The sequence below is a fragment of the Candidatus Methylomicrobium oryzae genome (genome assembly GCF_016745425.1).
GTDB lineage: Bacteria > Pseudomonadota > Gammaproteobacteria > Methylococcales > Methylomonadaceae > Methylomicrobium > Methylomicrobium oryzae.
Window position 1 is genome coordinate 94,133 of record NZ_JAERVK010000008.1, and the last position, 12,535, is coordinate 106,667.

Genomic DNA, 12,535 nt, shown 5'->3' on the forward strand with positions numbered 1-12,535 from the left:
GAACGAGCAGTATCGCTCCCTGCTCTTCAGTTCTCCTCAATCCACAGTTTCCGTCCAGAGACATCTGTCCGTAACCAGTTTGTCGGTCTGTTGGTTGCCGATGCCTTTGGCGATTAGTGCAATTACTCGGTCGTCGGTATCATAGCCGATATGCGCATCGAGCGGATTGGCCAGTTGACCAAGCCCAAAAGCATCGAAAATGGTCGCCACGTTGATATTGATATTGGTGACTTCGACGCAAAGCCTCGAATCCAGGTATTTTTCGACAAAACCGTGCGGAATTGCGTAGCTCAACAGATCATTCGGATCGCTGAAAGCGATGATCGAAGTTTTGCTCAACATGCGGTTTTGATATTTCTCACCCGTGGGTTCGCAATAGGCCTGTTTTTGATTTGCAATGTCGGGCAATTTCCGGCCCAATTGCAGCATGGGCAATTGATTCGACATCATGTAGATCGGAATTTCCTTGCGCTTCAAGGCTTCTCTAAAGCCCGGGTCGCGGTCGTGGATCAACGAAGCGATACGCTGCATGCCGTCTATCGTAATGCGGCTGCCCAGGCTGTGCGAGATGATTGCGAATTCATCGTGCCGCACATTTGCTGCCAAGGTACCATCATTAAGCGAACAAGACTGCATCGCATCATCCGGCAGATTGCTCCAGCCGCTTCGCGCCATCCAGCAAAAAGCCTGGGCGAACGAGACCAGAATGTCTTCCCGGCTGTCTCCCAGGTAAATGATCGGATCCGGGCCTGTGTCGTTCGAAAACTTTTTCATCAAATCGTTGATTTTCGCTCGCCGGAATGAATACTCGCCGGAATTGTCGTAGGCCAGCACTTCCTTTTGCGGGGCGGTAATCTTTGACCAGGTCAATTCGTAAAACAGCAATTCATTTTTTCTATCCTTGCTGAGTAAGCGATGGATACGCAAATTGCCCAGATTTTTGCTCTGATCGCCGCGATTGGTCAGCGTAATGTTTTTGGGGCGCGCAGATTGAATGGTCAGCTCCAATTTTTGAGCCAGCTTCTCCAAGAACTGGGTTGAATAGCCAGGCAAATGATCGCCGACGCCATGCACCATCAGCACTTTCATTTTTCCTTTCGGATTGTTCAGGTAAGGCTCCAATCCGGTAAACGGTTTTCCCCATATTTCACAAATGCGGGTATCCGCGGTTTGTTGTTTTTCCAAATACGCTTCAACCATACCCTTCCCTAGGCTGGCGCAGCCGCCAACATGGACTGCTGCGGCAATTAACATGATTTTTTTGGATAAACGCTTCATTTAATTTTGATTTTTTGTAGCTATCACTTTGGGAATACGCTCCGCTTTCTTCTCGCTAAGAAGATAAGAAGAGAGCGGCAATTTGGGCGTAGGTGAACGAATAAAGCTGCCTGAATTCTCAGCCCTCTCGGTGCAGGAATCAAAAACAACGGTTAGACGGCATGATTGGGCGGGCAGCAAGAACCAAACCTGGCCATTATAACAAGCGCCAACGGATTCCCCGCCTTATTGGCTCATTTCTACGCTCTCCAAAGTGCGTAAAGCGCGTTGAAAATGGAGATAAAAATAACGATCCATGACTAAAACAGGCGTATTTCTGATATTTTATTACGGGCTATCGATCAATATCCTGAGTCATGGAAACTTTTGTTTTGCTATTTCGGACCGCAGCTACAAATTTTGTATATCCGCTGGTTGTGTTGGTGGCCCTCTGCGGAGGTAACTCGGCCGGAGCCCAAAATCTATCGGAGATTGCCGATCTTGCTCTACAAAACGATCCAAACTTGAAAAAGGCCGAAGCCGAACGGTCGGCCCGCGAAGAGTTCAGAACACAAAGTCTGGCCCGATTTTTCCCATCCGCCTCCGCGCTCGGCGAATCGAGCCTGGAATTTTTGCACAACAAGAAGGCGAAAGGATTTACCGGCTTCGGCAGCGGCGATTTCCGCGGCCCGCAGGTCAATCAGGAATACTGGAGCCATACGTTCGATTTGAACGTGACGCAGCCGGTCTTTCATTGGGACCATTGGGTGCAGCTGAGCCAGTCCGAAAACGTGATCGCTCAGGCCGAAGCCAACTACCGGGCCGAGCTGCAAAATCTGCTGACAAAAACCACCCAGGCCTATTTCGATGTACTGTCGGCCCGGGATAACCTTGAATTTGCGATGGCCGAAAAAGAAGCGATCACACGCCAGCTCGAACAGGCCAAACAGCGCTTCGAAGTCGGTATCGCCGCGATTACCGATGTGAACGAGGCGCAGGCCGCTTTCGACCAAGCGCTCGCCGGAGAAATCGAGGCGGCCAACCGGCTGGACAATCAAAACGAAGCGCTGAAAGAAATCGTCGGCGAACGGGAACTGGTGCTCGACCTGCTTGGCGAACAGTTGCCTTTAAAGAAACCCGAGCCGGCCGATATTTCCAAATGGAGCGAAACCGCCGAACTGAATAATTTCGAGGTGATCGCCGCTTACAACGAAGCCGAATCGGCGCGCAAATCGATCGAGATTCAACGCAGCGGGCATCTGCCGCAACTGGACATCGTCGGTGCCTATGGTGTTTCGGATGTAAACAGCAGCTTCGGTTTCCGGGGCGACACCCAGAACATCGGCTTGCGCTTGAATGTGCCGCTCTTTGAAGGAGGTATGGTCAATTCGAAGACCCGCCAGGCTCAATTCGAATTCGAGGCAGCCAAAGAAAATTTATCGGCGGTCAGGCGTTCGATTGTGCGTCAGGTCAAGGATGCTTACCGCGGCGTGATCACCAACATCAGCCGCGTCGAAGCCTTAAAAACGGCCGTGATATCGTCCGAGACCTCTCTGGAGGCGTCCGAAGCCGGCCTCTCGGTCGGAACCCGCACGATGGTCGACGTCTTGAACGTCCAAAGAGACCTGTACAAAGCCAAACGGGACTATGCGCGGGCGCGCTACGACTATTTGATCAACAGCATCAAACTGAAGCAGTTGGCCAGCAATTTGACGGCGGACGATCTCGATCGGATCAGCCGTCTGCTCTTGCCGGGCGAGAAAGCGGTAGACAAAACGCTACCTTGACTGAGCCGCCTTTCAGAGCATTTCTATAGGATGTATAACGGATGGGGGAGGTAGATCGCGTCGGGAACACGCGATCGAGTGTAACGCAGGGAGCGGATGCCGACGACTGCAGGGAAGCAGGAGGTACGAGCCCAAGGAAGGGCGAGGTAGGTCGCGTCGGGAACAAGCGATCGAGGGCAATGCAGGAGCTATATTGCCGAGGGGCCGGGGGAGATTTATTAAATAAATCCCCCTCGATCCCCCTTTTTCAAAGGGGGAGGTGTGTTTGACGAAGCCTTCCTTTTTCAAAGGGGGATTTGTTTTTGACGAAATCCTAACCGATCCGCAGCACTTTGGCGCCGCGAATCCGGCCGGTTTTCAGCTCCGACAGCGCCTGATTGGCCTGCTCCAGCGGATAAATCCGGATTTCCGGTTTTAGCCGCATGTCCGCCGCAAGCTGCAAAAATTCGGCGACATCCCGCCGTGTGATGTTGGCGACGCTTTTGATTTCCTTTTCGCGCCACAGGTGTTCCGGATAGTCCAACGCCAGCAGATGATGCCGATCGTCTTCCTTACGGATCGCGTTGATCACGAGGCGGCCCCCGGCTTCCAGATTCGCCAGGGCGGACACGATCGGCGCCCAGACCGGCGTGGTATCGATAATCGCATCCAGTTTATGCGGCGCCGTTTGGGCGCTCTCTCCCGCCCACGCTGCACCCAGCTCGATCGCAAACCGACGCTCTTCGGCGCTGCGCGCGAAAACGTAGATCTCGCTTTGAGGAAACCGGTAGCGGGCCATCTTCAGTACCAGATGGCCGGAGGCGCCGAATCCGGTCAGCCCGAGCCGATCGCCGTCCTGAATGCCGGTCAGCCGCAGGGAACGGTAGCCTATCGCCCCCGCGCATAATAAAGGCGCCGCTTCCGCATCGGAGAATTCCGGAGGAATCGGATAAACGAAATGAGCGGGCGCTGTCATGTATTCGGCATAACCGCCATTCGCGTCGCGCCCGGTTGCCAAGAAATCAGGGCACAGATTCTCATTGCCTGCGCGGCAGAACTTGCACTCCCCGCACGCGGAAAAAATCCACGCCACACCGACTCTGTCGCCGGGCTTGAAAGCGCCGCTGACTTGCTCCCCGGCCGCCACGATATGCCCTACCGTCTGATGCCCGAGGATTACGGGCAACATCGGCGGCGGGGTTCGGCCTTCGATTTCATCCAGTTCGGTATGGCACACGCCGCAAACCGAAACCTTGATCAATACATCCTTTGTTCCCGGCACCGGTACCGGCAATTCCATCAACGCTAACGGAAACGGATGATCGGCCAATTTTCCGATGCGCGTCAGAACCATCGCTTTCATGACCGATCGTTTCCTCTTTAAATTAATGGGCTGACGGATGGCTGAAACCGATCGCATGATTTCCGTCAATGGATCTCGATGCTCTTCCGTTGCGTCTTTTCGAGTTTGGGCATCACGAGCTCGAGGATGCCGTCCTTGAATGAAGCCTTCGCTTGATCGGAATCGACCTGACACGGCAGCGACACGGTTCTTTGAAATTCGCCGCGGCTGATCTCGCGCCGGTAATATTCGCCGCTCTCCTGCTTTTCTTCCTGCTTGGTGGACGATCTGATCGTAACCGTCTGATTGGTCAACGAAACATCGAGATCTTCTTTTTTGACCCCGGGCAAGGCTGCGTGGACTTTGATTTCGTTGTCGCCTTCGATAATATCGATTTTGGGCATTTCCATGCCCAAAGGAAAACTCATTGCTGGGAATCTCGGAAACTTGACGTCAAAAGGATTCAGCCAGCGTCGCGACAGCATATCGTCGAACCAGCGGTCGAAATCTTCAAAAGCCATGAGGCCGCGCCCGGTTTCAGCTTGGGAACCCTTGTTAACAATGTCTTTGTTTTCTTGGGTTTCTTTTGATTCTTTCATATCCGTTACTCCATACTGTAAGAAAATAAATCGGTCGATTCGAAAAAAACCGGCTCCGGATCGAGTAAAAAAACGATGGACAGCCGGTTTTTTCACCCGCTAAAGTAACTTATTCCGCCCCGCAAAAACATTCGTAAAAATACCTAAAATGACATCGACCTCACATGAGCCGGCCTCGCAGTATCCCGAATCGAAACTGATCCGGGGGTTGATGTTCCCCGAGGCGTACCCGCATCCGGTCGGAAATATCCGGTTAATCGAAACTCACATTTCCTGGGTGCTGTTGACCGGCGAATATGCGTATAAAATCAAAAAACCGGTCGATTTCGGCTTTCTGGACTTTTCGACGCCGGCGCAGCGCCGCCATTTCTGCCATGAAGAACTGCGCCTGAACCGCCGATTGGCGGCCGACTGGTATCTCGAAGTCGTACCGGTCACCGGCACTTATGAAAAGCCTCGGATGGGGGGCAACGGCGCTGCGATCGAACATGCGGTAAAAATGCGCCAGTTTCCGACAGCGGCGACGTTGAAAGACCGGGTCAAATCCGGCCATTTCGGACGCAGCGAAATCGACCGGATCACCGACCTGCTCGCCGATTTTCATGCGCGCATCGCCAAAGCCTCGGGCGATTCCCCTTACGGCGACAGCACGGGTATCCGTCACTGGTTCGAAGAAAACTCTATCCATCTGCGGCCCCGGCTGCAGGATGCCGGCAGAATTGCGCAGTTGCAGGCGATTGAAGACTGGGGGCTGGCGGAATGGCAAGCCAAAGCCGAACTGATGGACAAGCGGAAGCACACCGGTTTCGTGCGCGAATGTCACGGCGACATGCATCTAGGCAACATGACGCGGGTCGACGGCGAAATCGTGCTGTTCGACTGCATCGAATTCAATCCGATGCTGCGCTGGATCGATGTGATCAGCGAAGCGGCTTTCCTGATGATCGATCTGCTGCATTTCGGACTCGACACACTGGCCTTCCGTTTTATTAACCGGTATCTGCAACACACGGGCGATTACCAGGGTGTGGCGCTGCTGCGCTATTATCTTGTCTACCGGGCGCTCGTGCTGGCCAAAGTGAGCCTGCTGCGCGCCGAACAGCAGCACGATTCCGGGCTGCGGGAACAAAATCACGCCGAATTCGGTAGGTATGCGGATCTGGCCGAACGCTTTACCCGAGCTTCAAGCCCTATGTTGCTGATTACGCACGGGTTTTCCGGCTCCGGCAAATCCTATTATGCAGGCCTGCTGTCCGAACGGATTGGTGCAGTACTGATTCGCTCGGATATCGAACGCAAACGGCTCTTCGGGTTTAAAGCCGATCAGGGCACCGGCAGCGCCTCGGGCAGCGGCATCTATACCGAAAATGCCACGCAATCGACTTACGAAAGACTTCTCGCCGAGGCCCGGACCGTGCTCGAATCAGGCTTGACCGCGATTGTCGACGCGACCTTTTTAAAAGCCGACCAGCGCGCGCCATTCCGGCAATCGGCGTTAAGCTCCGGCGTACGCTTCAGGATTCTGGATTTTCAAGCGGCCGATCATGTGCTGAATGAACGCATCCAGCAGCGCCAATATCAGAAGGATGCTTCCGAAGCGACGATCGAGATCCTGCGGCGGCAACAGCAAACGGCCGAAGCTTTAAATCCGGAAGAGCGGGAGGAGACGGTAATGGTGGATTCCGCCGACGAACGGGCGCTGGAGTTTCTGCTTTCCGCCCTATCCGACTGAAAACAGTGTGGATTTCCTGAAAATCAACCTATTTATTTTTTTATATAAATCATAAATATAATCCGCTCCATTTCAAATCGTACGCAATTTTCGCTTTTAAATAATTTTCCGGCTATATCGGAATCGATTGGATACGTGTAATATAAAATTGCATTACAAATCGTGTTGTTAATCAGTAATATTTTTTCAACCGGTTCGATTTTTTTCTACCCTCTTGAGACAGCAGATTATGAGCAAGTTAAGCGAAGAAGAGCGGCAAAAAATTCTGGAAAGTTCTCCGGTCGGCACTTGGGCTTTATTGCTGATCGTCGGCGGCGCCATGACGCTGGCCTGGCTATTCATCTATTTCGGCGTGTTTCTGCCGCGCGGACCCATTGGCTGAGGAGGCCTTATGCATATCGATCGACTGGAAAAAAGATGGGCGGCCGTCTCGCTCGGGATCGCCGGCCTGTTCGTGTTAGTGATTCTCGGCTCCGCGTTTTTTCAGGGCATCCACGCGCCGAGCCATATCGAAACGATCGACTCCGCTTCCCTGCATTTGAGTGGGGAATTTGCCGAAGACAAGCTCGGAGTCCAGGAAGACGCGGCCGGCAATATCACCGTTCGGCTCGTCGCGGGCCGTTACGGTTTTTATCCGCAGGACATCGTGCTGCCGACCGAAACGCCGCTGACGTTCCGGATGGTCAGCCAGGACGTGATTCACGGCGTGCATATCCCGATGACCAACATGGGCACGATGATCGTGCCGGGCTATGTCGCCGAGGTCAAGACCGTGCTGCATCATGCGGGCGCGTATCCGTTAATCTGCAACGAATACTGCGGGATGGGCCATGCGCATATGTGGAACAACATCAAGGTGATCGGCAAGGCGCAGTGGGCAGCCCTCAAACACCCCCAAGGAGACGTGAACCATGAATAATGCCGTCGAAAAACAACTGGCGCTGTCCCATTTCTGGGTTGCGTTTATCGCCTTCGCGTTGGCCTGTCTGATGGGCATCTATCAGGTAGTCGAGCGCAGCGGCTTCATCCCTGCGATTCAGTCCCGCGAAGTCTATTATGCGTCGACCAGTACCCACGGCGTATTGATGGCGTTCGTGCTGACCACGTTTTTCATCATGGGTTTCGGCTATTACGTCGCGACGACCACGCTCAAGCTGCCGGTCTGGAACAAGACGTTCGCCTGGGCCGGTTTCTGGGTGTCGCTGCTTGGCGTCGTACTGGCCGCCCTGCCCCTCTTGACCGGCGCCGCCTCGGTACTGTTCACCTTCTATCCGCCGATGCAGGCCCACGTGCTGTTTTACATCGGCGCAACGCTGCTGGTTGTCGGTTCCTGGTTCTGGTGCGTCGAGATGCTCGTCATGTACGTGCAGTGGAAAAAGGCGAATCCGGAACGGCCGGTGCCGCTCGCGATGTTCGCGACCGCCGCAAATGCGATCCTCTGGCTCTGGACCAGCGTCGGTGTAGCTGTCGAGGTGCTGTTCCAGTTGATCCCATGGGCGCTCGGCTGGATCGATACGATCGATCCGGGCCTCGCACGAACCCTGTTTGCCTGGACGCTGCATCCGATCGTATACTTCTGGCTGATTCCGGCCTATATCGCCTTTTACTGCCTGGTGCCGAAACAGGCGGGCGGTTATATATTCAGTGACGAACTGGCTCGGGCCGCTTTCATCCTGCTGGTGGTGTTCAGCCTGCCGATCGGCTTTCACCATATCTATATGGACCCCGAACAAGGGCACGGCTGGAAAATGCTGCATGCGATCGGCACCTTCGTAGTGACTCTGCCGACCTTTATTACCGCCTTCACGGTCATTGCCTCCCTGGAAATTGCCGGCCGGCTGAACGGCGGCAAAAAACTGTTCGGCTGGATCGGCGCCCTGCCTTGGACCAATCCCCTGGTGCTGACGATGATTCTCTCACTCCTGATGCTGATCCTGGGCGGCTTCGGCGGCCTGATCAATGCCAGCTATGCGATGAATGTGATGGTGCACAACACGGCCTGGATTCCGGGGCACTTTCACCTGATTTTCGGCGGTACCACGATCATTATGTATTTCGGGATCGCTTATTACTTCTGGCCCGTATTGACCGGCAAACCGCTGTTTTCGCACAGCCTGGCACTAATTCAATTATGGGCTTGGTTCATCGGAATGGTGATTCTGACGACACCCTGGCATATTCTCGGGTTGTTAGGCCAGCCGCGGCGGATCGACAGCGTCCATTACAACAATCTGCTGACGCTGTCCTGGGAACCCTATGAGATCACGATGATTTTCGGCGGACTGATCCTGGTCGGTTCGGCAGGTCTGTTGATCTACAATCTCGCGAAGACCCAGTTTAACGCGACCGAACCCTACGACGGCGAAATCGAATACGCCGAGCCGATCCGCCCGGTTCAAACGCTGCCGGCCTACCTGAACAGTTTTGCATTGTGGAACTGGGTAATTGCGGGATTTATGCTGGTCGCCTTCGGTTATCCGATCGCGCAATTCTTCTTAATGAAAACCTACGGTTCCAGCCCATGGGGATACTGAGTATGAACAGATTATGGCTCTCTCTGATTCTGGCGGCACCGATACTCGCAAGCGCCGCGCCTTCCTCCCAGGTTGCGTGGACCGCAGAGCAACTCAATTTCGTAAAGGGAGGCAATGCGCACAAAGGCCGCGAACTGGCCGCGAACTGCACCGCCTGCCACGGCGAAATCGGCATCAGTTCAATCCCGGACTATCCGTCGCTGACCGGCCAATTGCCGACTTATTTATTCAAACAATTGCAGGACTATGCAGACGGCAGCCGCGACAACCCGCTGATGGCCGGAATCGCGAAAGGGCTTAGCAAGCAAGACATGGCCGATCTCTCGGCCTGGTTCGCCTCGCTGCCGCCGCCCCCTGCACCGTATGGCAAAGAGACGCTGAAACGCGCCGAGGCCCTGGTGAAGCAAGGCGAGAACGAACGTCTGCTTGTCCCCTGCGAAGTCTGCCACGGCAATAACGGTGAAGGTCAGAAACTCGACATCCCCGCGTTGGCCGGGCAACAAGCCGAGTATCTGAAAGCCACTTTGAACGCCTTCAAGGACGGCAGCCGCCATAACGACGTTTACGGTAAAATGCGTTTAATCGCGAAAACCCTGAGCGAAAAGGAAATCGAAGAATTGGCCGTTTATTACCAAAGCTTGAAGTAGGCCTTCCGAATTCCGGCGCCGTCCAGCCCAGGGAAACGGATGCTTTTCCCTGGGCTGCCGGATTTCTTGCGCAAATTCGGCAAAATCAAAAGCCTTGCGTGCAGTATAATGGCGGCCCTGTTCATTGTTGTTTAGGTGAAATCATGCACGTTACCTTGGTCCACGTTCAGGTCAAACCCGACCGCATCGACGATTTTATTGCCGCCATCCGGCTGAACCATGAGGCTTCCATCCAGGAGCCGGGCAACCGCCGTTTCGATGTCCTGCAATCTCCGGAAAATCCTGCCCAGTTTATTCTGTACGAAGCCTATGCAACGGACGAAGACGCGGCGGCTCATAAAGAAACCGCCCATTATCTGGCCTGGCGCGACATGGTAGCGGACTGGATGGCCGAGCCTCGCCAGGGCGTCCGTTATAACGGCCTGCTTCCAAAAGGGTAAAAGCCTATGCAATTTGCCCCTTTCTCGATCTCGCGCCTGCCGCGCATCCATTACGGCAGCGGGCGTATCGACGAGGTCCCCGCGCTGGCCGCCGTCTATGGCCGGACGGCTTTGCTGGTGACCGGTAAACGCTCGTTTTACGGAACGCCGCGCTGGCAGGCTTTTACCGGGGCGCTGGAAGCCAAAGGCTTGCGCTGGCTGCATTTTATCGTTTCCGGCGAGCCTTCGCCGATGCTTGTAGATGAGGCGGTAAGCCGGTTCCGCTGCGAAGGCGTCGAAGTGGTCGTGGCGATCGGCGGCGGCAGCGTGCTTGATGCAGCCAAAGCGATCGCGGGCCTTCTGCCGCACGGCAATTCGGTGATGGACCACCTCGAAGGCGTCGGCAAAAATGTGCCTTACCTGGGCCAGAGTACGCCGTTTATCGCCGTGCCGACGACCGCCGGCACCGGCAGCGAGGCGACGAAAAATGCCGTTTTGAGCGTGCAGGGGCCGGACGGTTTCAAAAAATCGTTCCGCGACGAATGCCTGATCCCCGAATACGCGGTGATCGACCCCGACCTGCTGACGAGTTGTCCGCGCGAACTGATCGCGGCAGACGGCATGGACGCCTTCACTCAGCTGCTGGAGTCTTACGTTTCGAGCAAAGCCAATCCTTTTACCGACGCGCTGGCCTGGAGCGGGATGAAGGCTTTCAAAGAAGGCTTTTTTGCGGCATGGGAAGGGATTGAGCCGGCCGCAGGCCACGGCCGCGGCGCGATGGCTTATGCTTCCCTGCTGTCGGGCATTACCCTCGCGCAAGTCGGGCTGGGGTCTGTGCACGGCCTTGCCTCGCCATTGGGCGCTTATTTTCCGATCCCGCACGGCGTGGTCTGCGGCACCTTAGTAGCCGCCGCAACCCGAATCAATATCGAAGCGATGCAGGTGCGCGAACCGAACCATCGAGCCCTGGTCAAATATGCGGAGGTTGGGCGATTCTTGACGGGATACAACGACACAGATGATACGGCTGCCCGCTCGGCGCTGGTCGAACTCTTGACCGAGTGGAGCGAACGCTTACAATTGCCGCGTTTGAGCCGTTACGGTATTCGTATGGAAGATTTTCCCCTGATTATCTCGAACAGTCGGGGCAGCAGCATGCAAACCAATCCGGTCGTGTTGACCGACGGCGAAATTGAAGCGATTCTGGCAGCGCGGCTTTAAAAATGAATTGTCCGGACTTTAAGCGATAAGGTCCGAATTTCTTCCGTTGACGCCAAGTGAGCGACAGCCTCTCGAATTCTAACTTTTAGCGACGGAGCCGTTTATGTCCGATTATAAATTCATAAAATCCGCCTGCGTCCTGGGGGTGCTTGGCGCAGTAGTTCTCACTACTCAAACCTCATACGCCAGGTCGCTGGTTCCTCGGGACTGCAGAATTGCCGCTCGAAAAGCCGGGCTGAATCCGGCCAATGCAATTTTTGTACAGCCCAATACGCCCTATACAGGCGGTAGCGGCCCTGAATTGATCATCGGCACCCAAAGAAACGATTTGATCAACGGTACCGACGGCAGCGATGTAATCTGTGCAAAGGACGGCAATGACATTATCAATGGCCTTGGCGGCAATGATGTGATCATCGCCGATAAAGGATCGGATTCGGTGGACGGCGGAGATGGCGATGATTTCATCTCCGGCGGCAGCGGCGACGATGATTTGTCGGGCGAACTCGGCAACGATACCATCGAGGGCAATAATGGGGACGATTCTATAGACGGCGGCTCCGGTAACGATACCTTATACGGCAATAACGGCCAGGATTTGATCGACGGCGGTCCGGGTTTCGATATGCTCAAGGGCGGCAACGGCAAGGACATCGAAGATGGCGGCGAAGACGACGACACTATCAACGGCGACAACGGCAAAGACCAGCTGGGCGGAGGCCCCGGTAACGATACCCTTAACGGCGGCAACGGTGACGATTCGCTGACCGGAGGCGACGGCGACGATACCTTGAATGGAGGCAACGGTTCCGATGATCTGGACGATGACGCCGGTTTCGAAACCTTCAATGGCGGACTTGGCAACGACGCGATTGACGATGTCGACGGCGCCGACCAGCCCAATATTTTTAATAATCGAGTAGATAGACGCGATTCGCCAAATAGATGATGCGTTACATTACTCAGCTTTTTTTGCCTCGGCTAATCCCTTATCGGCCAATTTTGCTTTGAGATAGAA

The 12,535-nt window shown here is 54.8% G+C and carries 12 protein-coding genes; 9 read left to right on the forward strand and 3 right to left on the reverse strand.

Going from position 1 to position 12,535, the window contains the following annotated elements:
* Positions 1–36 precede the first annotated feature (36 nt).
* Complete coding sequence (locus JJL52_RS10485; protein WP_202052364.1) at positions 37–1,278, reverse strand: hypothetical protein; 1,242 nt, start codon at positions 1,276–1,278, stop codon at positions 37–39.
* Between the two features lie 356 nt (positions 1,279–1,634).
* On the opposite strand from JJL52_RS10485, the gene JJL52_RS10490 reads away from it, so the two are divergent.
* Complete coding sequence (locus JJL52_RS10490; RefSeq protein WP_202052365.1) at positions 1,635–3,044, forward strand: TolC family outer membrane protein; 1,410 nt, start codon at positions 1,635–1,637, stop codon at positions 3,042–3,044.
* A gap of 313 nt (positions 3,045–3,357) precedes the next feature.
* Here JJL52_RS10490 and JJL52_RS10495 read toward each other — a convergent pair whose 3' ends face one another.
* Positions 3,358–4,386, reverse strand: a complete 1,029-nt coding sequence (locus JJL52_RS10495; RefSeq protein ID WP_202052366.1) for a zinc-dependent alcohol dehydrogenase family protein — start codon at positions 4,384–4,386, stop codon at positions 3,358–3,360.
* Between the two features lie 65 nt (positions 4,387–4,451).
* Positions 4,452–4,964 (reverse strand): Hsp20/alpha crystallin family protein, encoded by a 513-nt coding sequence (locus JJL52_RS10500; protein WP_202052367.1) that lies wholly within the window; start codon positions 4,962–4,964, stop codon positions 4,452–4,454.
* Positions 4,965–5,112: 148 nt separating this feature from the next.
* On the opposite strand from JJL52_RS10500, the gene JJL52_RS10505 reads away from it, so the two are divergent.
* The 8 genes from JJL52_RS10505 to JJL52_RS21580 all read left to right on the forward strand — a co-directional run bounded on the left by JJL52_RS10505 (position 5,113) and on the right by JJL52_RS21580 (position 12,466).
* The gene (locus tag JJL52_RS10505; protein WP_202052368.1) at positions 5,113–6,696 is read left to right on the forward strand and encodes a bifunctional aminoglycoside phosphotransferase/ATP-binding protein; all 1,584 of its coding nucleotides are present in this window, start codon (positions 5,113–5,115) and stop codon (positions 6,694–6,696) included.
* A 229-nt stretch (positions 6,697–6,925) separates the two neighbouring features.
* Positions 6,926–7,078: a hypothetical protein gene (locus JJL52_RS10510; protein ID WP_202052369.1), complete on the forward strand. Its 153-nt coding sequence runs from the start codon at positions 6,926–6,928 to the stop codon at positions 7,076–7,078.
* A gap of 9 nt (positions 7,079–7,087) precedes the next feature.
* Entirely contained in the window at positions 7,088–7,615 is a 528-nt protein-coding gene (locus tag JJL52_RS10515) for a cupredoxin domain-containing protein (protein WP_202052370.1), read from the forward strand.
* Positions 7,608–9,230, forward strand: a complete 1,623-nt coding sequence (locus JJL52_RS10520) for a b(o/a)3-type cytochrome-c oxidase subunit 1 (RefSeq protein ID WP_202052371.1) — start codon at positions 7,608–7,610, stop codon at positions 9,228–9,230. Before JJL52_RS10515 ends, JJL52_RS10520 begins: the two co-directional genes overlap by 8 nt.
* Positions 9,231–9,232: 2 nt before the next feature.
* Complete coding sequence (locus tag JJL52_RS10525) at positions 9,233–9,877, forward strand: c-type cytochrome (protein WP_202052372.1); 645 nt, start codon at positions 9,233–9,235, stop codon at positions 9,875–9,877.
* Between the two features lie 143 nt (positions 9,878–10,020).
* On the forward strand, positions 10,021–10,317 hold the full coding sequence (locus JJL52_RS10530) for an antibiotic biosynthesis monooxygenase (RefSeq protein ID WP_202052373.1): 297 nt from the start codon (positions 10,021–10,023) through the stop codon (positions 10,315–10,317).
* A 6-nt stretch (positions 10,318–10,323) separates the two neighbouring features.
* Positions 10,324–11,517 (forward strand): iron-containing alcohol dehydrogenase, encoded by a 1,194-nt coding sequence (locus JJL52_RS10535; protein ID WP_202052374.1) that lies wholly within the window; start codon positions 10,324–10,326, stop codon positions 11,515–11,517.
* Between the two features lie 103 nt (positions 11,518–11,620).
* The gene (locus JJL52_RS21580; protein WP_202052375.1) at positions 11,621–12,466 is read left to right on the forward strand and encodes a calcium-binding protein; all 846 of its coding nucleotides are present in this window, start codon (positions 11,621–11,623) and stop codon (positions 12,464–12,466) included.
* Positions 12,467–12,535: the final 69 nt, after the last annotated feature.